The organism is Longimicrobium sp., from assembly GCF_035474595.1.
GTDB lineage: Bacteria > Gemmatimonadota > Gemmatimonadetes > Longimicrobiales > Longimicrobiaceae > Longimicrobium.
Window position 1 is genome coordinate 63,125 of record NZ_DATIND010000037.1, and the last position, 22,950, is coordinate 86,074.

The following is a 22,950-nucleotide window of genomic DNA, read 5'->3' on the forward strand; positions in this document are numbered from 1 at the left end:
CAGAGGAGAGAGAGCTCGACGCGATCTCCTATCTCCGCGTGAGATCAAGCGATCTTGTGGTCGCGCGAGGGTGGTAGCCGTCCCGGACCTGGGGATCGGGGCCGAAGCGCGTGGCGCGCCATCGCGTGCGGGGCGCCGGAGCCGGGCGCGCCCGGAATCGCCGCCGAAACCCTTGGCGCACCGGCGCGGCGGATATTATCGTCCGCGTACAATGTTCCGGTCGCCGGACGTCCACCGGCGGCCCCCGCCGCCGGCGGCGCAACGCCTCCGTTCCCGCTCGTTTCCACCCCCGGACCCGATCCCGCACATGGGCAAGCGCGACCTCCTGCTGGGCGCTCTGGAGAACACCCGGTTCGGCGAGCTGAGCCTCGTCACGCCGGAGGGCACCACGCGCCGCTTCGGCGGGAGTCAGGAGGGCGAATCGGCCACGATGGTGCTGAACGACTGGGCCGCGGTGGACGCCATCCTGACCCGCGGCGACATCGGGCTGGGCGAGTCGTACATGGCGCGGCAGTGGGACTCGCCGGACCTGAAGGCGTTCCTCACCTTCTGCCAGCGCAACCGCGACGAGTTCGCGCGGGTCACCCGCTTCGACCTGGTGAACCGCGTCATCTCGCGCGCCATGACGCTCACCCGCCACAACTCGCTCGCGGGAAGCCGGAAGAACATCTCCGACGCGTACGACTATCCCCCCGAGCTGTACCAGTCGTACACCGACCGCATGATGACCTACTCCAGCGGCTGGTGGGACGGGAAGGAGATGTCGCTGGAAGACGCGCAGGTGAACAAGTACGAGCGCATCCTCTGCCGCATCGGCCCGCCGCCGCGGAACGTGCTGGAGATGGGGTGCGGGTGGGGATACTTCCTGAAGCTGGCCTCGTCGCGCGGGTACACGGTCACCGGCTGCACCATCTCCCGGCGGCAGTACGAGTACGCGAAGGAGCTGAACCGCGAGGAGATCGCCGACGGGCGGGTGACGCTGCTGCTGGAGGACTACCGGAAGATGCCGGGGCAGTACGACGCGGTGGTGTCGACCGGCTTCTTCGAGCACGTGGGGTCGCAGTACTGGGTCGAGCACTTCCGCCGGGTGAAGCAGTACCTGAAGCCGGGCGGCGTGGCCATGATCCAGACCATGCTGTGCAACCGCTTCGACCCCGCCAACGCGAAGCGGCTGAACTTCTTCTCGAAGTACATCTTTCCCGGCGGCGAGTTTCCGTCCATCGGCTCGTTCATCGTGGCCGCCGAGGAGGCCGGGCTGAAGTGCGACGAGCATCTGGCCTTCGGGCAGGACTACGCCCGCACCATGGACGAGGCCTGGACCCGCTTCCACCGCAACCTGGACAGCGTGCGGAAGCTGGGCTACGACGACGAGTTCATCCGCAAGTGGGAGTTCTTCATCGCCGGCTGGTACGGCATGTTCCGCTCCGGCCAGTACAACGTGATGCAGGCGAAGCTGGAGCACTATCCGTGATGGGGCCGCGGGTCCCTGGCCTCCGAGAATAAGTGTCCTATCGCCCCGGACCGCCCCCGGCGGGGTCCGGGCATTCGTCCACCCGGGCGGAGCGACCTGAACAATGACGGCCATCCAGACGAGCGCGGCACGGGCCCTCCGGCCGCAGTCCACGCTGGCGGACGTGGCGGGGGCGGTGCGCATCTATCTGCAGGGGCTGGGCAACCCCGAGCGCTTCGTGCGCGAGCTGCTGGAGCGCGCGGGGATCGAGGTGGGCGGCGGGGCGCCGCACGACATCACCGTGCACGACCGGCGCTTCTACGCCCGCGTGGCGCGCGACGGCCCGCTGGGGCTGGGCGAGAGCTACATGGACGGGTGGTGGGACTGCCCCTCGGTCGACGCGATGATCACCCTCATCCACCGCGCCGGGCTGCCGCAGGTGATCCGCAAGAACTGGAAGTACGTGGCCAGCGTGCTGCGGGCCCGCGCGCTGAACCTGCAGAGCCGCGTGCGCGCCTTCCGGGTGGGCGAGCACCACTACGACATCGGCAACGACCTGTACCGCGCCATGCTGGACCGGCGCATGGTGTACACCTGCGGCTACTGGAACGGCGCGGCCACGCTGGACGAGGCGCAGGAGGCCAAGCTGGACCTGGTGTGCCGCAAGCTAGGGCTGCGGGCGGGGATGCGCGTGCTGGACCTGGGGTGCGGGTGGGGGAGCTTCGCCCGGTACGCCGCCGAGAAGTACGGCGTGGAGGTCACCGGCTACTCGGTGTCGAAGGAGCAGGTCTCGCTGGGCCGCGAGCTGTGTGCCGGGCTTCCGGTGGAGCTGCGCCTGGAGGACTACCGCAACGCGCGCGGCGTGTACGACCGCGTGGTCTCCATCGGCATCATGGAGCACGTGGGCTACAAGAACTACCGCACCTACATGGAGGTGGTGGACCGCTGCCTGGTGCCGGGCGGGGCGTCGCTGGTCCACACCATCGGCAGCCCGCGCAGCGAGCCCGCGTCGGACCCGTGGACGCACAAGTACATCTTCCCCAACGGCCACCTTCCCTCCATCGCCCAGCTGGCCCGCGCCATGGAGGGGCTGTTCGCCTTCGAGGACCTGCACAACATCGGCCCGCACTACGACCCCACGCTGATGGCCTGGCACCGCAACTTCGCCGCGGCCTGGCCGGCGCTGAAGGCCCGGTACGGCGAGCGGTTCTTCCGCATGTGGAGCTACTACCTGCTGATGAGCGCCGCCGCCTTCCGCGCGCGCTACATCCACCTCTTCCAGATCGTGATGGCCCGCGCCGACCATCCCCAGCCCGCCTGCCGCGTGAGCTGATACCGGATCTGGCGATCATCCGTGCATTACAAGCGCACAGAGAGACGTCATCCTGAGGCCGGCCACACCGTCGTTGCCCCCGCGCGAGCGGTTGCAGGCCGAAGGATCCATAGGCGAGGTTGCACGTGCGTTTCCGGATTGCACGATCGATCTCCGAATTCGGATGATACGCGATCGATCGAGGCGGATTCAGGATCAGGGAATAGAGATGGGGTCGCTTAGAGAAGCAGAGGAGCAGAGAGGGGATTTCTCTGTTTCTCTGCTTCTCCGCGTGAAACAAGTCTCCTATGCGGATCCGGTAGGATTCCCCGCCGTTCGCCCCCGTGTCATCTCCCTTGAACCGGTGAACGTTTGCCGCTAAGCTAGGGAGACCGCTCCTCGCACCTCCTCCGGCCATTCCCCAAGGCCAGCCGCGCGCCCGCGGGCGGTCCCCCAGACGGACGTCATCGCTCCTCCAGCGCAGGGTGCCGCATGGACCCCACCGACGTCGGAAATCCCAGGTACTACCACAAGGTCGTGGACTGCCAGTATGCGTGCCCCGCGCATACCAACGTTCCCGAGTACATCCGCCTGATCGCGCAGGGGCGCCACACCGAGGCGTACCTGCTGAACCGCGAGTCCAACGTCTTCCCCGGCATCCTGGGGCGCACCTGCGACCGGCCCTGCGAGCCCGCCTGCCGCCGCACCCGCGTGGACGGCAAGCCCGTCGCCATCTGCCGCCTGAAGCGCGTGGCGTCCGACAACCGCGGCGACGTCTCCGAATATCTCCCCAAGGCCCCGCCCGTCTCCAACGGCCGCCGCGTCGCGCTGGTGGGCGCCGGGCCGGCATCGCTCACCGTGTGCAACGATCTGGCGCCACTGGGCTACGAATGCGTGGTGTTCGAGAAGCTGGACCGCCCCGGCGGCCTGATGCGCACCAACATCCCCGCCTTCCGCCTCCCCGCCGCGGTGCTCGACGAGGAGATCGAGATGATCACCGGCATCGGCAACGTCGAGATCCGCTACTCGTCTCCCGTGGAGAGCATGCGGGAGCTGCTGGGCGGCGGATGGGACGCGGTGTTCGTGGGCAGCGGCGCGCCGAAGGGGAAGGAGCTGGACATTCCCGGCCGCTGGGACGTGCCGGACCGCGTGCACATCGGCATCGAGTGGCTGGAGTCGGTGCACTTCGGGCACGTGACGGAGATCCAGGAGCGCGTCCTCATCATCGGCGTGGGGAACACGGCGATGGACTGCTGCCGCTCGTCCAAGCGGCTCGGTGCGACCGACGTGAAGGTGATGGCGCGGCGCGGGCGGCAGCACTTCAAGGCCAGCCCCTGGGAGCTGGAGGACGCGGAGGAGGAGGGGGTGGAGATCATCGAGAACCACGCCCCGAAGCGCTTCGTCGTCGAGGATGGAACGCTCGTGGGAATGGAGTTCGACCGCGTCCGCTGGTACGAGGAGGGCGGGCGGCAGAAGAGCGAGGTCACGGAGACGGTCGTCATCCCCTGCGACGCCGTCATTCTGGCCATCGGGCAGGAGAACGCCTTCCCGTGGATCGAGCGCGACATCGGCATCTCGTTCAACGAGTGGGAGATGCCGGTGGTGGACCGCGTCACCTTCCAGAGCTCGCGCGAAGGCGTGTTCTTCGGCGGCGACGCGGCTTGGGGCCCCGAGAACATCATCTGGGCGGTGGAGCACGGGCACCAGGCCGCCATCTCCATCCACAACCACTGCGAAGGCGCGGCCCTCACCGAGCGCCCGGAGTACGGGATGAACCTGGTCTCCGCCAAGCTGGGGATGCACGCCTGGAGCTACAGCAACGACTATTCGCAGGCGCAGCGCACGAAGATGGTGCACGTGGGGCTGGAGACGCGCTTCGCGTCCATCGCGACCGAGGTGGAGGTGGGCTTCACCGCCGAGCAGGCGATGAAGGAGGTGGAGCGCTGCCTGAACTGCGACGTGCAGACGCACTTCACCACGCCGCTCTGCATCGAGTGCGACGCGTGCATCGACGTCTGCCCGGTGAGCTGCCTCACCATCACCTACGACGCGGAGACCGAGGACGAGCTGCGGACGCGGCTCTCCGCGCCGGCCGTGAACCCCGCGCAGGAGATCTACGTCTCCGGCGCGCTCCCGCAGACCGCGCGGGTGATGGTGAAGGACGAGGACATCTGCCTGCACTGCGGCCTCTGCGCCGAGCGCTGCCCGACCGCCGCGTGGGACATGCGCACCTTCGAGCTCCAGATCCCCTACGCCGGGAGGTCCGCATGCGCGGCGCACGCGTAGCCCGCCTCTTCCCCGACCCCGCTTCCGCCAACGGCAGGAACGGGGATGGGGACGGCGACCGGGTGAACGACTTCGCCTTCAAGGTGGGCACGGTGAACGGCACCGGCTCGGCCAGCGCGAACTCGCTCCTGCTGCAGTCCATCTTCCGCATGGGGATCCCGGTCACCGGCAAGAACGTCTTCCCCAGCAACATCCAGGGGCTGCCGACCTGGTACGAGATCCGGGTGAGCCGCGACGGCTGGACCGCGCGCACGCCGGACTTCGACCTGATCGTGGCGATGAACCCCGCCACGCACGAGCGCGACATCGCCGAGGTCAGGAGCGGCGGCTGGCTCCTGCACGACTCGTCATGGCCGCTGGACGCCTCGCTCCTGCGCGACGACGTCACCTTCATCGGCATCCCGCTGGGCCGCATGTGCGTGGAGGCGTTCAGCGGCGGCCGCGAGCGCACGCTGATGAAGAACATCGCCTACGCCGGCGCGCTCGCCGCGCTCATCGACCTCGATCTGGACGTCGTCAAGGACGCGATCCGCGCCGAGTTCGCGAAGAAGCCCAAGTCGATCGACTCTAACTTCCTCGCGCTCCACCTGGGCTACGACTACGCGAAGGCGAACTTCGCCTGCCCGCTTCCGATCCGCCTGGAGCGGATGGACGCCACCCGTGGCCACGTGCTGATGGACGGCAACACCGCCGCCGCGCTCGGCTGCGTCTACGCGGGGGCCACGGTGGGCGCCTGGTATCCCATCACCCCCGCCACCTCGCTGATGGACGCGTTCGGCCGCTTCTGCGCGCGCTACCGCGTCGACGCCGGGACGGGGGAGCGGCGCTACTGCATCGTGCAGGCGGAGGACGAGCTCGCCGCGGCGGGCGTGGTCATCGGCGCGGGGTGGGCGGGCGCGCGCGCGTTCACGCCCACCGCGGGGCCGGGGATCAGCCTGATGGGCGAGTTCATCGGCCTGGCCTACTACACCGAGATCCCCGCCGTCTTCTTCGACGTGCAGCGCACCGGCCCGTCCACGGGCATGCCGACGCGCACGCAGCAGGGCGACCTCCTCTCCATCGCCTACGCCAGCCATGGAGATACCAAGCACGTCGCGCTCTTCCCGGCCGATCCGGCGGAGTGCTTCCGCTTCGCCGTGCAGGCGTTCGACCTGGCCGAGCGCTTCCAGACGCCCGTGTTCGTGGTCAGCGACCTGGACATCGGGATGAACGACTGGATGATCCCGCGGCTGGAGTGGAACGACGCCTGGCGCCCCGACCGCGGCGAGGTCCTCACCGCCGGGCAATTGCAGGCGATGCAGCGCTTCAGCCGCTACCTGGACGTGGATGGAGACGGCGTCGCCGCGCGCTCGCTCCCCGGCGTGGACCCGAAGGGCGCGTACTTCACCCGCGGCTCGGGGCACGACAGCCACGCCGCGTACACGGAAGACGCGGACGCCTACCGCGAGATCGTAGACCGGCTGAAGGTGAAGCTGGAGACGGCGGCGCGCGCCGTCCCCCCGCCCGAGATCCGCGAGCGCGAGGGGGCGGAGATGGCGATCGTGGCGCTGGGCGGCTGCAACGGCGCGGTGCTCGAGGCCGCCGCGCGGCTGGCGATCGACGGGATCCCGCTGGACTACATGCGCATCCGCGGCTTCCCGTTCGACGTGGCCGTCGGCGAATTCCTGCGCGCGCACGACCGCGTCTTCGTGGTGGAGCAGAACCGCGACGGCCAGCTCCGCTCGCTCCTGCAGCTGGAGACGGGGATCGCCGGCGACCGGCTGATCTCCATCCGCGACTACGGCGGGGTGCCGCTGAGCGCCCGCGCGGTGATGGACGGGGTCACGGCCCAGCTCGCGGAGGTGCCCGCATGACCTCCATCGCCAAGCCGCCCGTCCGCCACCCCGCGCTGCACCCCAACGCGCTCGGCCTCACCCGCCGCGACTACGAGGGGGCCATGAGCACCCTCTGCGCGGGGTGCGGCCACGACAGCGTGACCGCGGCCATCGTGCAGGCCTGCCACGAACTGGACGTGGTGCCGCACCGCGTGGCCAAGCTCAGCGGCATCGGCTGCTCGTCCAAGACCACCGCGTACTTCCTGCGCCAGGCGCACGGCTTCAACTCCGTGCACGGGCGGATGCCGGCGGTGGCCACCGGCGTGTCGGCCGCCAACCGCGAGCTGGCCATCATCGGAGTTTCGGGAGACGGAGATTCGCTCTCCATCGGCCTGGGCCAGCTCTGCCACGCCATCCGCCGCAACGTGCGGATGCTGTACGTGCTGGAGAACAACGGCGTCTACGGGTTGACGAAAGGCCAGTTCTCCGCCTCGGCCGACGTGGGATCGAAGGCCAAGCGCGGCGAGCAGAACCGGCAGAAGCCGATCGACCCCGTGCTGCTGGCGCTGACGCTGGGCGCCACCTTCGTGGCCCGCTCCTTCAGCGGCGACAAGGCGCAGCTCGTTCCCATCCTGAAGGCGGCCATGCGCCACGAGGGGTTCGCGCTGGTGGACGTCATCTCCCCCTGCGTCACCTTCAACGACCACGAGGGGTCGACGAAGAGCTACGCGTCGACCCGCGAGCGCCAGCACGAGGTCGCCCCCGTCGACTTCGTCCCCATCACCCACGAGATCCGCGCCAGCTACGCCCCCGGCGAGGCGCTCACCGTTCCCATGCACGACGGCAGCCTGGTGCGCTTCCGCAAGCTGGCGGAGGATTACGACCCCACCGACCGCGACGCCGCGTACGCCACGGTCAAGCGCGTGCACGAGCAGGGCGAAGTCGCCACCGGCCTCCTGTACCTCGAGGAGGACGCCGCCGACATGCACGCCCTCAACCACACCATCGCCGCGCCGCTGTACGACCTCCCGTTCGAGACGCTCTGCCCGGGAAGCGCGGCGCTGGAGGAATTGATGCGGGAGCTGGAATAAATACCGGATCTGGCAATCACCGGGCATTACAAACGCACAGAGAGACGTCATCCTGAGGCCGGCCACACCACCGGTGCCCTGCACGAGCGGTTGCAGGCCGAAGGATCTGTAGGCGAGGTCGCACGTGCGCCCCTGATCGCACGACAAATCCCGAATGCAGAATAAATAGTCGGACCGGACCTCTTCCCACCGCGAGGCCACAATGAGCGATGTTGCCGCCGGATCAGGACCGATCACGGATACCGCGAAGGCGGCGATGACGCTGGCGGGGCTGGCGTACGGCTTTCCCGAGAAGCTTCCCGATTACCTTCGCGACGCCAAGCTCGCCACGCGTGGCGAGTGGACCGCGACGTGGGTGCCGGGGCGCGAGGAGGATGGATACTTCGCGTTCGTTGCCGCGAACGCCCGGGCGAAGCGCTTCGTCGTGGCGATCCGAGGCACGAATCCCAGCCTCACGAAGGGCTTCCTGCACGATGTGCTGGATGATGTGGATGTAGGCATCGCCGCTCCGTGGGCGCACCAGAGCGTGAAGGACGCGCGCATCGCCCGCGGGACGTCACGCGGCCTGGGAAAGCTGCTGGCGCTCGACGCGCATGGAGTCACGCTGCTGGAGCACCTGGACGCGAGTCTCACGGAAGGTGCCGAGCTGTGGGTGACGGGCCACAGTCTGGGCGGCTGCCTTGCGTCCGTCCTGGCGCTCAAGCTGGCGGAGCGCTACGCCCCGCGCGGCGTCCGCGTCGAGCTGATGACCTTCGCCGCACCCAGCGCCGGGAACGCGGCGTTCGCGCGCCTGGTGCAGGACACCCTTCCGACGGCCCGGCGCTACTACAATTCGCGCGACCTGGTGCCGATGGCCTGGCACGACATCGCCCGGCTGCCGCAGATGTACGACGCACCGGGCCCGCGCTGCTCGCCGGCGCTCTCCCTGTGGGCGAGGGTGGCGGCGCCGAAGGCGGCACAACTCGGATACACGCAGCCGGGGCCGGGCACCGCCCTTCCGGCCGCGCCCTCGTCCGTCAGGCGGGCAGCGGGCATCCTGAGCAGGTTCCTGCCGTTCCTGCGCCGCAAGATCTTCGAGGTGGAGGCGCTGTACCAGCACGATCCCAACACCTACCTGTCCCTGCTGGATGCGCCGAAGCTGCCGTTCAACCTGCCGCTCCCGTGGCTTGCGCGCGATCTGGGGTTCGCGGGGCTTCTTGTGCGGTAGTCCGGCGTGCACCACGAGTGACATGACCGGCGGGGTGCAAGGCCGCGAGGTCCGCACGAAAGAAGGCGCGGGGACGATGCTCGTCTCCGCGCCTTCTTTTTGAACGGAACAGGCTCAGGCTGCGGCCCGGCCCTTTGCGTCGACGCCCATGCCTGCGTGCGCCAGCATCCCGATCAGATCGTCGTCCGTGAACGAATCGATGTGCCCTCGCATCAACGCGGTGATCCGCTGCGGGGAAACACCGAAGAGCTTCGCGGCCTCTTTCCTGGAGAGCCCGCGCTGCTGGATCGCGCGGTGAATCTCGATCATCAGATTCGAGCGCGCGTTCAGGCGTTCCGCTTCCGCCTCGGGAAAGCCGAGGTCTGCGAAGATGTTGCCGTCCGCGGGCGTTTCATGTTCGATAGGCATCGCTATCTCCCTTCCGACGACCGGCTCCGCTCACGTCGGATGCGGAGCATCTCCGCATATCGCGCGCGGCCAATCTCCAGGTCGTGCTGTGGCGTGGTCCGGGCTTTCTTCTCGAATGCATGCAGCACATACACCGCCTCTTCGAATTTGGCCACGTAGAGCACCCGGTGCTGCACGGATCCGCTCGCTCCCGTCGCGATCCGCAACTCGTACGTTCCGAGCCCTACTGCTTCCATCGGCTTCCAATCTTCGGGCATGACGCCTTGCTGGACAAGCTTCAGGTTGTAACCCGCAGCGCGACGCGCCTCATCGGTGAAGCCGACAAGCTCGCGGTAGGCAGCACCAACCCAGCGAAGGGGCTTGGCCGGAACAGGCTGAGGCTGAGAATCCCGATACATTGGATCCACGGGAAGGTTAAATAAACTGAGTGTACACATATGGATACGAAAAAGCCCCCAGGGTGCGCGTTGCTCGAACCTGCGTTCGGACCAGAGGCGTGGGGGCTATTGTCGCGGCAAAACGTAATGGGCGTGCAGTCGGATGTCAACGTAGCAAACGAGTTACCTCGTGACTGCGTCATCAGCCATTCGGCCTTGCCGATCTCACACGCTGATGCCTACCGCGTCGAGGAGGCGCACCAGCTCCTCGGTGGTGAAGGCGTCTACGTCGGCGCGCATGAGGGCGCGGACGCGGGGCTCGGGGAGGGCGAGGAGCGCGGCGGCGCGCGGGATGCCCAGGCGGCGGCAATCCAGCACGCGGATGAGCGCCGCCATCAGCGCGCGGCGGTGCTGGGGCGTGGGGGCGAGCACCGTGGAGAAGAGGAGGTCCGAAACGCCTCGCAAGCCGGCCGGTGCGGTCGTAGCCTGGCCCATTCCCGAGCTCCGTTGCAACTGACGCATGATGGATTCGCGGCCCGCGGGAGGGATGCGGGGCCGCGAGGCAGGCGGTTCCGGCGGATCGAAGGCCCGCCGCCCGGCGGGGACGCCGGTTCCACCAAATCTGTATCGACAATCGATTTAGCGCGAGGGGGTCCGGCTCCGGTCGACGAAGGCGCGATCACGCATGCGGCGCCGCGACCCACACGATCCGCGATCGAGGCGGCGGTGTTACACGCGGCGCTCGCTTGCGGTCGCGGAGAGCACTAGTTTCTCCGGGTCCCGCATCACCCCTCTCCCCACAATTCCCGAACGGAGACGCCATGCTCGTGCGCCTCGCCCCGTCGCGTGCCCGTACCTTTGCGGCCGCGATCGCCACCCTCGTCCTGGCCGCCTGCTCGGTCGACGCACCCTCCCCCACCGCCCCCGCGGCCGCGCCGGACGCGCCGCGGATGTACACGTATCCATCCGCCATCTACCGCAGCCACGTGGAATTCGGCGTCCCGGCGGACGCGAACGCGAGCGACGACCTCCTCCTCTCCAAGCGGCAGTACTACGTCTCCTACAACTGCGCGAAGGGGCGGCCGAACTGGGTGAGCTGGGACCTGAACAAGACGCACTTCGGCGACGCGCCGCGCTCCACCAGCTTCAGCAGCGACGCCTCGCTGCCGTCCACCTGCTACCACGTGGTCACCGGCGACTACACCAACAGCGGGTTCGACCGCGGGCACCAGGTGCGCAGCGAGGAGCGCACCTGGGACGCCACCGACAACAAGAGCACGTTCCTGATGACCAACATCGTGCCGCAGACGCACGACCTGAACGCCGGGCCGTGGCTGAGCCTGGAGTACTACCTGCAGGACCTGGCGCAGACCGGGAACAAGGAGATCTACGTGATCTCCGGCCCCATCGGCAGCAGCGGCACGCTCAGCGGGCTGGGGAAGGTCCAGATCCCCACCTACAACTTCAAGATCGCCGTCATCATGCCCTATGGTCAGGGCTTGGCCAACGTCACCTCCACGAGCAGCATCCAGGTGCTGGCGGTGAAGATGCCCAACGTCACCGGCATCTCCGCGGCGCCGTGGACGAACTACAAGACCACGGTCGACGCGCTGGAGAGCACCACCGGCTACAACTTCCTGGCCAAGCTCCCCGACTCCATCGAGAGCTACTGGGAAGCGCGCACCTACTGATACCGGAGCCGGGAATTCAGTCCGGGCCTCCTCGCCGCTTCATCCCGACGTCATCCTGAGGCCGGCCACACCGTAACCAGTGTCTACACGAAAGGTTGCAGGCCGAAGGATCTATCGTCGCCGCAGCACGTGAATTCGGCGAGGCGCACTGATCCTTCCGCCGGATCTGGTATGATCGCATCGGTAGATCGAAGGGTGATGGAGAGAGCGGGCGCCGGGTCGATCCGGCGCCCGCTCTCGTCGCATGTTTGCACATAGATCCAGCCGTTTATCGATCCCGTTGATGATTCGGAGGATTGCGGTTAGACTCCCGGTACGCCACTTACACGCCCTCGCGCTCGCCGGGGCGGCACGCACTCTCACCACAGGCAGGGACCGATGAAGAAGATCCAGCTGAACGTGGAGAACCTGGAGGTGGAGACGTTCGAGACCGCGCTGGCGGAGCGCGAAGGCGGCACCGTGCGCGGCTGGCAGATCACCGACCCGCGCCGCAGCGACTGCCTGGACACCTGCGACGGCTGCCCGACCTATTCCTGCGCGCCGCGCGTCTGTCTCTGACCCGGAGGAGGAAAGATGAAGAAGCACACGCTGGACCTCGATTCCATCGCGGTGGAGACGTTCGCGACCGGGCCGCGGCTGACCGCGGAGGCGGCGTCCATCTCGCGCTGGTGCACGCTGTACGACACCTGCACCAACTGCCCGCAGGACAGCTGCATCTGCTGACGGCGAAGCGATTCGACTGCTGACGCCGCCCCGTCCGCATGGACGCGAGGCCGGTCCCGGTGCGCCGGGACCGGCCTCGCTCGTCATCGGCACCATCCCGCCCGGACGCGCCGGCGCGGCGAGGGCCGTCAGGGCGTGAGCGTGGGAGGCGGGACCGGCGGCGCCGTGCCGTTCGCCGTCCGCAGCCGCAGGTGCACGGTTGTCCCCGCGCCGGCGGTGGAGTCGACGGTGATCTCGGCACCCCACGACTCCACCATGCGGCGCACGATGGCCAGTCCCAGCCCGGTGCCGCTGGTGCGCGTGGAGAAGCGCGGCTCGAAGATGCGGGGCAGCTGGTCGGCGGGGATGCCCTCGCCGGTGTCGCTCACGTCCAGCCGCACCCACGCGCCGCCGCCCTCCGGCGCCGCGGCGATGCGCACCGTGCCGTGCCCGTCCAGCGCGGCGCGGGCGTTCTCCAGCAGGTTCACCAGCACCTCGCGCAGCTCGCCCTCGCGCGCCAGCACGCGGGGCGCGGCGCCGTCCATCTCCAGCGCGTAGTCGATCCCGTCGTCGCCGCCGCGGTAGAGGGCCAGGGTGTCCTCGGCCACGCGCCGCACGTCCACCGTCTCCAGCTCGCCCGCGCTCTCGCTGGGGGTGCCGAAGCGGCTGAAGGCGCGCGCGATCTCGCCCAGCCGGTCGATCTCGCGCAGCACCGCGTCTACGTTGCGGTCCAGGATGGTGCCGAAGTCGTCGCGCCCGTCGCCCCACGCGCGGCGGACGTGCTGCACCGCCAGCTTGATGGGGGTGAGCGGGTTCTTGATCTCGTGCGCCACCTGCCGCGCCATCTCGCCCCACGCCAGCACCCGCGCCGAGCGGATCTCCGCCGTCACGTCCTCCAGCACCAGCACCGCGCCGCGCGCGCCCTCCTCCACCGGCAATCTCCGCAGACGAAGCCGCACGACCCGCCCGTCCACCTCGCGCTCTTCCGCCAGCTCGCGCGGGCCCGAGGCCAGGAAGGCGCGCACCGTGGCCGCCACCGCGGCGGGGAGCGGCCGGTCCTCGGGGATGTGGTCGCCCGCGGCCAGCTCCACGCCCAGGATCTGCCCCGCGCGCGGGTTGATGAGGGCAACGCGGCCGGACGCGTCCAGCGCGACGACGCCCGTCCCCGCCTCGGCCACGATCGCCTCGGTGCGCCGCGTCTCGCGCACCAGCGCCGACTGCGCGTGGCGGAGGCGGCGCACCATGCGGTTGAACGAGCGGTACAGTCCCCCGAACTCGTCCCGCCGCCGCCCGGGAAGACGGACGCGCAGATCGCCCTCGCCCACCGCGGCCGAGGCCGAGCTCATCGCGTCGATCGGGCGCGAGAGGGCGCGGCCGACCAGGAGGGAGAGGACGATGGAGAACGCCGCGCCGAAGAGCACGGCCAGGAGGATCACGTCCGACAATTCCTGCTGCCGCCGCGCGATCTCCCCCGTGGCCAGGGGGACGGGGGACGCGAGGACGTCGTTCTCGCCCACGCCCCGGTAGGCCACCAGGTACTCGCGGCCGGCCAGGCGCCGCTCCTCGTGCTCGGTGGCTGCCTCGCCGACGGTGAAGTCCAGGTAGATGGCGGGCGGGAGCCAGGCGTGGTAGAGCCCCAGGTCGATCACCTCGGGCGTGGCCGCCTCGGCCAGCACGCCGCGGTGGTAGAGCAGGTAGTCGGCCCCGAAGTGCTGCGACAGCTCGCCGATGCTGGCGCCGTTCACCTCTTCCGCCGCCTGCGCCAGCCCGCGGTCGGCCAGCGCCGACGCGGTGCGCACGAACTCGCGGCTGAGCGCGCGGTACGCCGTCTCGCCGAACGCCGCCATCGGCAGCAGGAAGAAGATGAAGAGCGCCAGCGTAAGCCGTCCCCGGAACGTCGAGAACCATCCCCACTGTCCGCTGGCGAGGCCCAGCGGCTCGCCGCAGAGGGTGCGGGCCAGCGCCCAGAGCACCGTCATCACCCCCAGGATCAGCACCGTGGCGATCAGCGCGCGCGCCAGCAGGATCCCCCGCGACGGCGTGGGGACGGTGAGGTGCGCGTGCATCGGTCCGCCGGGGAACTGCACCACCGCCTCGCTCCGCCACCCGGCCTCCGCGGGAACCCAGCGCATCGTACCCGCGGGCGCATCGGCGTGCGCCTCCGCGGCGGGGACGAGGGAGAGGGTGGCCGCGCCCTCGTCGCCCTCCGCCTGCCCCGCGGGGTCCAGGAAGCGCGCCAGCGCCGTTTCGCGCCCCAGGTGCCGGCGCGGCGGGACGGCCACCGTCACCGTCCGCCCCCCGGCGAGGGGGACCACGAGGAGGTACTGCAGCTGGTCCAGGTCGGTGAAGCGCTGGACGATGGGCTCCTCGCTGGCCCGCGCGGACTGCAGCACCTCGTCCACCCGCTCCGGCGGGATCTCCGCCGCGTCCGACAGCCGGAGCTCGGCGGCGGCCACGTCGCGGTCCCACAGGGTGACGCGCGCCTCGTACCCCTCCTTCGCCAATCCCCCCTCCACCCACGCCTGGTACAGGAGGCTCACCCCCTCGCGCCCCTCGGCGGCGTAGAACAGCACCTTCTCGGCGAACTGGCGCAGGAGGAAGTCCAGGAACGGGTCCGGCTTCACCCCCAGCCGCGCCAGCTCGCGGTCGGCCTCCTGCAGCCGCGCGTTCTGGTGCAGCGTCCACAGCTGCGAGAGCGAGAGCGAGGCGCCGATCCACCCCACCACGATCCACGGGAGGAGCGCGCCGCGCCCCACCTGCGCGCGCGTCATCCCCGCGGCCGCGAAGGCGAAGGGGATGGCCCAGAGCGCGGGCGACCACACCGGCGCCTGCCGCCCCGGCTGCCACCAGAGCCAGAGCGCCGCCGCCAGCGCCGCCGCCGTGCCGATCGACAGCGCCACCAGCGCCGCCCGCGTCCGCCGCGACGGTGTGCGCTCCGGCCGCCCCAGCAGCGCCAGCAGCGGCAGCGCGCAGAGGACGGAGAGGGCGATGAAGAGCGGCGGCCCCCCCGCCGCGCGCGCTGCCAGCACGCCCGGCGACGCGGACTCGCGCACCAGCCACACGGCCAGCACCAGCGTCCCCGCCGCCACGGCGATGCGCACGGCGAAGGGGAGGATGGCGATGAGCTTCGGCGTCCGCCGCCGCGACAGCAGCCACACCGCGCCGCCGCAGAGTAGGATCAGCAGCTGCCCCAGGTTCACGTCCCCCGGCAGCGGGAGGACGAAGGAGAGGGGGGAGAAGATGCCTTCCGAGCCCGCGATCCCCCCCGCCGAGACCAGGAGGAGGGTGAGGGTGATGACGCCCACGGGGATGCCCGACGGGCCGCTCCGCGCGCGGTACCAGGCCACGGCGAGAAGGAGGATGGCGATCGCCAGCGCCCCGCCCACGGCCGCGCGGCCGCGGGTGACCACGCGGGCGCGCCAGCGCTCCTGCGTGATGGTGGCGAAGACCGCGCTCAGGATCTTGTGGCTCCCGGTGGACCAGTCCCACACCGGCCGCCCCTGCGCGCGCTCCGGCGTGGTGAAGCGCGGCGTGACGCCGAAGCGCTCCGCGAACCCCTCGGCGAACGGCCGCGTCCCCTCGCCCACCGCCACGTGCGACTCCAGCAGGATGGCGGCGACGGCCACGCGGTCGCCCGCCAGGCGCCGGGTGAAGTACAGGTAGCCGAAGAGCGGCCCGGCCGAGAACGACGACTCCAGCAGCCCGCTGCTCACCGAGTCGGGAAGGTTGCCGCGGTGCTCGCCGGCCCACGCCAGCGGCGCGCCGTCGGGGCGGTAGACGGCCAGCGCGGTGACGCCGGCGCGGCGCCGCTGCTCCTCCAGGCGGCGGAAGTAGCCCACGGTGGCGCGCGGCTCGCGGCGCCCGGCGCCCGATGCCGCGCTGTCCACCGCGGCGGCGCTGTCCACCGCCGCGGCGCCGCGGTCGAAGATCTCGTTCAGCCCCTGGCTCAGCTCGGCGCCGGCGCGCTCCTCGGCGGTGTAGCGCACCAGGTCCCAGTGCGCGGAGACGCGGTGGAGGCGAAACTGCACCGCGCCCCCTATACTGACCCCGGCGGCCAGCGCGGCGAGCCCCGCCACGCGCAGCGTCCGTCCCGGCGCCCACAATCCCCACGCCACCGTTCCCAGGGCGGCGACCACGAGGGGGAAGGGCGAGAGCCGGAGCATCCACGCCGCCAGCGCCACCACCGCGATCCATCCGCCGATCCACGCCGCCACCGGGCGCGGGGCGGGGCGGCGCCGCGAAACCGCAGCCGGAGCGTTCATGACCTCACCCACGCCCACCCCGCGGAGCTGGGCCCTGGCCGACCTGCCGTGGACCGAGGTGGCGGCTCATCTCGCGACTGACCGCCGCCTGCTGATTCCCGTGGGCGCGTGCGACCAGCAGGGGCCGCACCTTCCCGTGGGCGCGGCCACCGTCGTCGCCGAGGCGCTGGCGGCCGACCTGTCGCGCGAGTTCGGGGTGCTGCGCGCGCCCACGCTGCACTACGGCGTGAACGTCCTCTCCGAGCGCGACTATCCGGGCGCGGCGGGGGTGAGTGGGAAGACGCTGCACCGCGCGCTGAACGAGCTGGTGAGCGACTGGAGCTGCCAGGGGGTGCACGAGTTCATCTTCATCACCGCCAGCACGCACGACCCGCACGTGGAGGCGGTGGCCACGGTGCGGGCGGAGAACGCGCGGGTGCGCGTGGTGTCGGCGCTGTCGGTGGACCTGGGTCAATTCCTGGACGGGGAGAAGGGGCCCCAGCACGCCGGCGAGGTGCTGACCTCGCTGCTCCTGCACCTGCGGCCGGCGGCGGTGCGGATGGACCGCGCGCGCGACTTCGTGCTCGACGAGGCCCTGCTGAAGCGGTGCATGTCGCCCGCCGGCCGCGCGCTTCCCGACGAGAGCCCGGGCACGGTGGGCGAGCCCACGCGGGCCACCGCCGAGAAGGGCAAACGAATGTACGAACATATCCTGCAGAAGATCCGCAACAAGGTGTTCATCGCCCCGGTGCCGGTGCCGGAAGGGGATGAAAGATGAGTGCGGAAGTGCGGGAGTGCGTGATCGGTGAGCCGCGCGGCGGTGGTGTGATGCGGGCTGGCGTGCCCGCCGCGGGGCCCTCCCCCCGCGCCTGAGAGCGCTCGCCCCCTCCCGATAACGGGAGAGGGTAACTTCGGACGGGGCGCGCAGGGTGTTGAGCACTCGTCGGACTTCTTCGTGGCGCGAGGCCCAAGGAAGCATCCCCGCCGGCTCCAAAGCCGTCTTCCGCGCTGAGTTCTCCCCTCCCCCGCGGAGCGGGCGGAGGGGCCGGGGGAGGGGGCCAGCCAGGCGAGCAGGATTTCTCCGACTCGCGCCGAAAGGCTCTCCTCGCGATGAGGTCTCCCCCTCCCCCAGGCAGTTTTGGGGGAGGGGCCGGGGGGAGAGGGCCGCGGCGCCGGGTCCACGCCGCAGGTTCTTTCCGCGCACCGCTTCCCGCTCCGCCGGGGGCCGATGTTTCATCCCCCGCTCACCTCGCCGCGCCCCGCGGTCGCTTGACCATCCCCCTACCCCCCGGTAACATTCCACGTTTCCATCTGTTGCGACTTCGCGGGGCCCGAAAGCGGCCCCGTTTTTCACCGGAGCTGTGCGAACGTGGCCGAGGCGCTGCCGTCCACCTACGACCCGAAAGAGAACGAAGCTTCCCTCTACCGCCGGTGGGAGGAGGCCGGGTATTTCCATGCCGACGAGCAGTCCGGCCGCCCCGCGTACGTCATCCCCATCCCCCCGCCCAACGTCACGGCGCCCCTGCACATGGGGCACGGGCTGAACAACACCATCCAGGACGCGCTGGTCCGCTGGCGCCGCATGCAGGGGATGGAGGCGCTCTGGATCCCCGGCAGCGACCACGCCGGCATCGCCACGCAGAACGTGGTGGAGCGGGTGATCGCCAGGGAGGGGAAGACCCGCGACGACCTGGGCCGCGAGGCGTTCGTGGGCCGCGTGTGGGACTTCGTGCACGAGACCGGCGGGCGCATCTACGACCAGCTGCGCGCCATCGGCAGCTCGCTGGACTGGCCGCGCGCGCGCTTCACGCTGGACGAGGGGCTGTCGCGCGCCGTGCGCGAGGTGTTCGTCCGCCTGTACGAGAAGGACCTGGTCTACCGCGGCCACCGCATCATCAACTGGTGCCCGCGCTGCCTCACCGCGCTCAGCGACGAGGAGGCCGAGCCGAAGGAGACGCAGGGGAAGCTCTGGCATCTCCGCTATCCCCTCGCCGCCGACGCTCCGGCGGACGGTCTGCCGCGCCTTCCCGACGGGCGCGCCTACATCGTCGTCGCCACCACGCGGCCGGAGACGATGCTGGGCGACACCTGCGTCGCCGTGCATCCCACGGACGAGCGGTACGCCCGGCTGGTGGGCGCGGAGATCGACCTTCCGCTCACCGGCCGCCGCATTCCCATCGTGGCCGACGAGTACGTGGACCCGGAGTTCGGCTCGGGCGCGGTGAAGATCACCCCGGCGCACGACCCCAACGACTTCGAGGTGGCCCAGCGCGTGGGCGCGCCCGCGCTGGACGTGATGACGCCCGACGCGGAGATGAGTGACGCCGCGCCCGAGGCCTTCCGCGGGATGGACCGCTTCGAGGCGCGCCGCGCCGTGGTCGCGGCGTTCGCGGAGCTGGGGTTGCTGGAGAAGACGGAGGAGCACACCCACGCCGTGCCCCACTGCTACCGCTGCGACACCGTGGTGGAGCCGCGGCTCAGCGACCAGTGGTTCGTGCGCATGGCGCCGCTGGCCGGGCCCGCGCTGCAGGCGTGGCGCGACGGCAAGGTGCGCTTCCACCCCGAGCGCTTCGGCAAGACGTACGAGAACTGGCTGACGGGGATCCGCGACTGGTGCATCTCGCGCCAGCTCTGGTGGGGGCACCGCATCCCCGTCTGGTACTGCCAGTCGCCCGGCTGCGCGGAGACCATCGTGGCCCGCGAGGACCCCGACGCGTGCCCCCGGTGCGGCGGCGCAGTGCGGCAGGACGACGACGTGCTGGACACCTGGTTCAGCTCGTGGCTCTGGCCGTTCTCCACCCTCGGCTGGCCGGAACGGACGCCGGACCTGGCGCGCTTCTACCCGAACTCGACGCTGGTCTCGGGGCAGGACATCCTCTTCTTCTGGATCGCCCGCATGATCATGGCGGGGATCGAGTTCATGGGCGAGGTGCCGTTCCGCGACGTGTACCTGACCGGGATGGTGCGCGACCACCTGGGCCGGAAGATGTCGAAGTCGCTGGGGAACGGGATCGACCCCATCGAGGTGGTGGACCGCTTCGGCGCCGACGCGCTGCGCTACACCGTGATCACCGGTGCCGGGCCGGGGATGGACCAGTACCTGAACTACCAGGACCTGGAGCTGGCCTTCGGCCCCGGCCGCAACTTCGCCAACAAGCTGTGGAACGCCGGCCGCTTCGCGCTGATGACGCTGGGCGACGCCGAGCGCGTCCCCGTCGACGAGGTGGCGGACTCGCTGGAGCTGGCCGACCGCTGGATCCTCTCGCGCCTGTCGACCGCGACGCGCGAGGTGACGGGGGCGATGGAGCGCTTCCGCTTCCAGGACGCCGGGCAGCGCGCCTACGACTTCTTCTGGGGCGACCTGGCCGACTGGTACCTGGAGATGGCCAAGCCGCGCCTGTACGGCGACGCGGGCGACGCCAGCCGCCGCGCCGCGCAGGCCGTGCTGGCCGAAGTGCTGGACCGGGCGATGCGGCTGCTGCACCCCATCATGCCCTTCATCACCGAGGTCGTCTGGCAGCGCCTGCCGCACGCCGTGGTCGAGGCGCCGTCGCTGATGGTGGCGAGCTGGCCCGAGCCAGTGGAGGCGTGGGACGACGCCGCGGCCGAATCCGCCTTCGCCGAGCTGCAGGAGGTCGTCGTCGAAGTGCGGCGGATGCGGCAGGAGTACGGGATCCAGCCCGGCGTGCGCGTCCCGCTCCGCGCCGTGCCCGCGAACGACGCGGTGCGCGCGACGCTGGAGGCCGGCCGCCGCGCGCTGCTGGACCTGGCCCGCGTGGACGACCTGGCCTTCGGCGCCGCGAACGGCGGCGTGGGCGCCAGCGCGGTGCTGCCTTCGGGGACGGAGCTCTTCCTCCCGCTGGAGGGGGTGATCGACCTGGACCGCGAGCGCCAGCGCCTGCGCGACGAGGCCGCGCGTATCGACGGGTTCGCGGCGGGGACGGAGAAGAAGCTGGCCAACGAGGGGTTCGTGGCGAAGGCGCCGGCCGAGGTGGTGGAGCGCGAGCGCGAGAAGCTGGCGGGCTACCGCGAGCAGCTGGAGAAGCTGCGCGGCAAGCTGTCGGCGCTGGAGGGCGTGCAGTGACGCGGTCCCTGGCCGCGAAGCTGGCGGCCGCGGCGGCGATCGCCGCGGCCGGGGCCTGCGCGCACATCGAGGCGCCCCCGGGCGGCGTCGCCGACACCGAGCCGCCGGTGCTGGAGACCACGCGCCCCGACACCTTCGCCCGCATGCGCTCGTACCTGGGCCCCGTCGTCTTCGTGTACGACGAGGGCCTCTCCGCGCGCGGCGTGGACACGCTGGTGACGGTGAGCCCGCGCACCAGCAGCGTGGCCGTCGGCAAGAGCGGCCACAACGTGAGCGTGGAGCTGCGGCGCGGCTGGGAGCCCAACCGCGTCTACCAGGTGACGGTGCATCCCGGCCTCACCGACCTCTTCGGCAACACCACCAGGACGCCGTCCACGCTGGTCTTTTCCACCGGGCCGGAGATCATCCCCACGGTGGCCACGGGGCAGGTGGTGCTGCGGACCACGCTGGAGGCGGCGCGCGGGGCGCGGGTGGAGGTGATCCACCAGCCCGACTCCACGCTGTACGAGACGCGGCCCGACAGCGCCGGGCGGTGGACGCTGATGTACCTTCCCGAGGGCGACTACCAGGTCCGCGCCTACAACGACACCAACCACGACCAGGCGCTGCAGCCCTACGAGGCGCGCGATACCACCACCATCCGCGTCACCCGCGCCGACACGGCGAAGTCGCGCCGCCTGGCGCTGCTGGCTCCGGACAGCACCGCGCCCAAGGCGGGCACGGCGGCGGGCGCGGAAGACGTGATCGAGATCCGCTTCGACGACTTCCTGGACCCCGCGCAGCCGCTGGCGCCCGCGCAGGTGACGGTGACCGGCCCGAACGGCGCCGTCGCCGTGCGCGAGGTGCGGGTGGGCGCCTTCCCGTCGGACAGCGCCCCGGCCGACACCGGCGCCGCGGCCCGCCGCGACACCGGCCGTGCCGCCGCCGCGCGCCGCGACACCACGCCGCCCGCCCGTCCCCGGCCCACGGAGCCGGTTCCGTCGCAGTCGCTGTTCGTGCGCACGGCCAGCGCCCTGGCGCCCGATGCGCAGTACACGGTGACGGTGACCGGCGTCCGCAACCTGGTGGGCCTGGCCGGCGGCGGCGAGGTGCAGCTCCGCACCGCGCGCGCCGCGCCGCCCGCGCCGCCCGCCGCACCCGCCACGCCCGCCGACAGCGTGCGTGCCCGGGGCGACACGGCCGCGGCGCGAACTCCCGCGGCGCGCCCGGCCGCACCGCCACCGGCTCCGCCCGCGCCGCCGCGCCCGCAGACGTCGCCCGCGCCGGTGGCCGTGCCGCCGCGCGAGCGGCGCTGAACACAACGAAATCAACCGAGAACCGGTTCTCTTCCCTTGACCGAAACCCCTCCCATGTCCGAAAGCGCACCGCTGGCGGGTCTCCTCGCCGGAAAGAAGGGCCTGATCGTCGGCGTGGCCAACCGCAACTCCATCGCCTGGGCCTGCGCCCGCCCGCTGGCCGCGGCGGGAATGCAGCTCGCCTTCACCTACCAGGGCGAGGTGATGCGCGACCGCGTGGTGAAGACCACCGCCGAGATGGGCGAGGTGCCCCTCTTCGACCTCGACGTCACGCAGGACGACCAGATCGACCGGCTCCACGAAGGCGTGGAGCAGCTCTTCGGCGGGCGGCTGGACTTCCTGCTGCACTCGGTGGCGTACGCTCCCGCCACGGCCATGGCCAACGCGTTCATCGAGACGCAGCGCGCCGACTGGGCCACCGCCATGGACATCAGCGCCTACTCGCTGGTCGCCCTGTCGCGCCGCTTCGCGCCGATGATGGAGGGTGGCGGCAGCATCGTCACCATGAGCTACTACGGCTCGCAGAAGGCGGTGCCCGGGTACAACGTGATGGGCGTGGCCAAGGCGGCGCTGGAGGCGTCGGTGCGCTATCTCGCCGTGGACCTGGGCCCGCGCGGGGTGCGGGTGAACGCGGTGAGCGCGGGCGCCGTGAACACGCTGGCGGCGCGCGGCGTGGCGCACTTCCGCGACCTGATGAAGATCACCGGCGAGCGCGCGCCGCTGAAGCGCACCATCGAGCCCGAGGAGGTGGGCCGCGCGACGCTCTTCCTGGCCTCGGACCTCTCCAGCGGCATCACCGGCGAGACGATGTACGTGGACGCGGGGTTCAACATCACGGCGGGATAGGGAACAGGGGACAGGGAACAGGGAAAGAGGGCGAGACATCAAGCTGTCTCGCCCTCTTTCCGATGCCACGCTCGTACCCGATCCCGACGTTGAGTCGATGCTTCCACACTGCCCCCACCCGACGTCATCCTGAGGCCGGCCACACG

The 22,950-nt window shown here is 70.8% G+C and carries 17 protein-coding genes; 13 read left to right on the top strand and 4 right to left on the bottom strand.

Features of this window, described 5'->3' with window-relative positions:
• Positions 1-307 precede the first annotated feature (307 nt).
• From VLK66_RS06185 to VLK66_RS06210, 6 genes are all read left to right on the top strand, one after another.
• A complete protein-coding gene (locus tag VLK66_RS06185; RefSeq protein WP_325308512.1) occupies positions 308-1,471 on the top strand; it encodes a cyclopropane-fatty-acyl-phospholipid synthase family protein in 1,164 nt (387 codons plus the stop codon).
• 103 nt (positions 1,472-1,574) lie between these two features.
• Entirely contained in the window at positions 1,575-2,783 is a 1,209-nt protein-coding gene (cfa, locus tag VLK66_RS06190; RefSeq protein ID WP_325308513.1) for a cyclopropane fatty acyl phospholipid synthase, read from the top strand.
• A gap of 471 nt (positions 2,784-3,254) precedes the next feature.
• Positions 3,255-5,048: an FAD-dependent oxidoreductase gene (locus VLK66_RS06195; protein ID WP_325308514.1), complete on the top strand. Its 1,794-nt coding sequence runs from the start codon at positions 3,255-3,257 to the stop codon at positions 5,046-5,048.
• Entirely contained in the window at positions 5,030-6,901 is a 1,872-nt protein-coding gene (locus tag VLK66_RS06200; protein ID WP_325308515.1) for a 2-oxoacid:acceptor oxidoreductase subunit alpha, read from the top strand. Before VLK66_RS06195 ends, VLK66_RS06200 begins: the two co-directional genes overlap by 19 nt.
• Positions 6,898-7,953 (top strand): 2-oxoacid:ferredoxin oxidoreductase subunit beta, encoded by a 1,056-nt coding sequence (locus VLK66_RS06205; protein ID WP_325308516.1) that lies wholly within the window; start codon positions 6,898-6,900, stop codon positions 7,951-7,953. Before VLK66_RS06200 ends, VLK66_RS06205 begins: the two co-directional genes overlap by 4 nt.
• A 256-nt stretch (positions 7,954-8,209) precedes the next feature.
• The gene (locus VLK66_RS06210; protein WP_325308517.1) at positions 8,210-9,160 is read left to right on the top strand and encodes a lipase family protein; all 951 of its coding nucleotides are present in this window, start codon (positions 8,210-8,212) and stop codon (positions 9,158-9,160) included.
• Between the two features lie 114 nt (positions 9,161-9,274).
• Here the strand turns inward: VLK66_RS06210 and VLK66_RS06215 are convergent, their stop codons facing one another.
• The 3 genes from VLK66_RS06215 to VLK66_RS06225 form a co-directional block, all read right to left on the bottom strand.
• Positions 9,275-9,568 carry a helix-turn-helix transcriptional regulator gene (locus tag VLK66_RS06215; RefSeq protein ID WP_325308518.1) on the bottom strand — a complete coding sequence of 98 codons (294 nt, stop codon included), beginning with the start codon at positions 9,566-9,568 and terminating at the stop codon, positions 9,275-9,277.
• A 2-nt stretch (positions 9,569-9,570) separates the two neighbouring features.
• Positions 9,571-9,966 (bottom strand): type II toxin-antitoxin system RelE/ParE family toxin, encoded by a 396-nt coding sequence (locus VLK66_RS06220; protein ID WP_325308519.1) that lies wholly within the window; start codon positions 9,964-9,966, stop codon positions 9,571-9,573.
• Between the two features lie 204 nt (positions 9,967-10,170).
• Complete coding sequence (locus VLK66_RS06225; RefSeq protein ID WP_325308520.1) at positions 10,171-10,440, bottom strand: XRE family transcriptional regulator; 270 nt, start codon at positions 10,438-10,440, stop codon at positions 10,171-10,173.
• Positions 10,441-10,766: 326 nt separating this feature from the next.
• Here VLK66_RS06225 and VLK66_RS06230 point away from each other — a divergent pair, with 326 nt between their 5' ends.
• The 3 genes from VLK66_RS06230 (at position 10,767) to VLK66_RS06240 (ending at position 12,359) form a co-directional block, all read left to right on the top strand.
• Complete coding sequence (locus VLK66_RS06230; RefSeq protein ID WP_325308521.1) at positions 10,767-11,636, top strand: DNA/RNA non-specific endonuclease; 870 nt, start codon at positions 10,767-10,769, stop codon at positions 11,634-11,636.
• 378 nt (positions 11,637-12,014) lie between these two features.
• A complete protein-coding gene (locus tag VLK66_RS06235; RefSeq protein WP_325308522.1) occupies positions 12,015-12,194 on the top strand; it encodes a hypothetical protein in 180 nt (59 codons plus the stop codon).
• A gap of 15 nt (positions 12,195-12,209) precedes the next feature.
• Entirely contained in the window at positions 12,210-12,359 is a 150-nt protein-coding gene (locus tag VLK66_RS06240; protein WP_325308523.1) for a hypothetical protein, read from the top strand.
• 128 nt (positions 12,360-12,487) lie between these two features.
• On the opposite strand, the gene VLK66_RS06245 is transcribed toward VLK66_RS06240, so the two are convergent.
• Positions 12,488-16,600, bottom strand: a complete 4,113-nt coding sequence (locus tag VLK66_RS06245) for a sensor histidine kinase (protein ID WP_325308524.1) — start codon at positions 16,598-16,600, stop codon at positions 12,488-12,490.
• Between VLK66_RS06245 and VLK66_RS06250 the strand changes: the two genes are divergently transcribed.
• The 4 genes from VLK66_RS06250 (at position 16,599) to VLK66_RS06265 (ending at position 22,804) form a co-directional block, all read left to right on the top strand.
• The gene (locus VLK66_RS06250; RefSeq protein WP_325308525.1) at positions 16,599-17,357 is read left to right on the top strand and encodes a creatininase family protein; all 759 of its coding nucleotides are present in this window, start codon (positions 16,599-16,601) and stop codon (positions 17,355-17,357) included. The two genes, VLK66_RS06245 and VLK66_RS06250, sit on opposite strands and share 2 nt — an antisense overlap.
• Positions 17,358-17,948: 591 nt before the next feature.
• Positions 17,949-20,663: a valine--tRNA ligase gene (locus tag VLK66_RS06255; protein WP_325308526.1), complete on the top strand. Its 2,715-nt coding sequence runs from the start codon at positions 17,949-17,951 to the stop codon at positions 20,661-20,663.
• Positions 20,660-21,958 carry an Ig-like domain-containing protein gene (locus tag VLK66_RS06260; RefSeq protein ID WP_325308527.1) on the top strand — a complete coding sequence of 433 codons (1,299 nt, stop codon included), beginning with the start codon at positions 20,660-20,662 and terminating at the stop codon, positions 21,956-21,958. Before VLK66_RS06255 ends, VLK66_RS06260 begins: the two co-directional genes overlap by 4 nt.
• A gap of 54 nt (positions 21,959-22,012) precedes the next feature.
• Positions 22,013-22,804, top strand: coding sequence for an enoyl-ACP reductase (locus VLK66_RS06265; RefSeq protein ID WP_325308528.1), 792 nt, complete (start codon positions 22,013-22,015; stop codon positions 22,802-22,804).
• Positions 22,805-22,950: the final 146 nt, after the last annotated feature.

Coding starts and splice junctions, on each gene's coding strand:
- VLK66_RS06185 (WP_325308512.1), top strand. CDS start 308: ATGGGCAAGCGCGACCTCCTGCTGGGCGCTCTGGAGAACACCCGGTTC.
- cfa (WP_325308513.1), top strand. CDS start 1,575: ATGACGGCCATCCAGACGAGCGCGGCACGGGCCCTCCGGCCGCAGTCC.
- VLK66_RS06195 (WP_325308514.1), top strand. CDS start 3,255: ATGGACCCCACCGACGTCGGAAATCCCAGGTACTACCACAAGGTCGTG.
- VLK66_RS06200 (WP_325308515.1), top strand. CDS start 5,030: ATGCGCGGCGCACGCGTAGCCCGCCTCTTCCCCGACCCCGCTTCCGCC.
- VLK66_RS06205 (WP_325308516.1), top strand. CDS start 6,898: ATGACCTCCATCGCCAAGCCGCCCGTCCGCCACCCCGCGCTGCACCCC.
- VLK66_RS06210 (WP_325308517.1), top strand. CDS start 8,210: ATGACGCTGGCGGGGCTGGCGTACGGCTTTCCCGAGAAGCTTCCCGAT.
- VLK66_RS06215 (WP_325308518.1), bottom strand. CDS start 9,568: ATGCCTATCGAACATGAAACGCCCGCGGACGGCAACATCTTCGCAGAC.
- VLK66_RS06220 (WP_325308519.1), bottom strand. CDS start 9,966: ATGTATCGGGATTCTCAGCCTCAGCCTGTTCCGGCCAAGCCCCTTCGC.
- VLK66_RS06225 (WP_325308520.1), bottom strand. CDS start 10,440: ATGGGCCAGGCTACGACCGCACCGGCCGGCTTGCGAGGCGTTTCGGAC.
- VLK66_RS06230 (WP_325308521.1), top strand. CDS start 10,767: ATGCTCGTGCGCCTCGCCCCGTCGCGTGCCCGTACCTTTGCGGCCGCG.
- VLK66_RS06235 (WP_325308522.1), top strand. CDS start 12,015: ATGAAGAAGATCCAGCTGAACGTGGAGAACCTGGAGGTGGAGACGTTC.
- VLK66_RS06240 (WP_325308523.1), top strand. CDS start 12,210: ATGAAGAAGCACACGCTGGACCTCGATTCCATCGCGGTGGAGACGTTC.
- VLK66_RS06250 (WP_325308525.1), top strand. CDS start 16,599: ATGACCTCACCCACGCCCACCCCGCGGAGCTGGGCCCTGGCCGACCTG.
- VLK66_RS06245 (WP_325308524.1), bottom strand. CDS start 16,600: ATGAACGCTCCGGCTGCGGTTTCGCGGCGCCGCCCCGCCCCGCGCCCG.
- VLK66_RS06265 (WP_325308528.1), top strand. CDS start 22,013: ATGTCCGAAAGCGCACCGCTGGCGGGTCTCCTCGCCGGAAAGAAGGGC.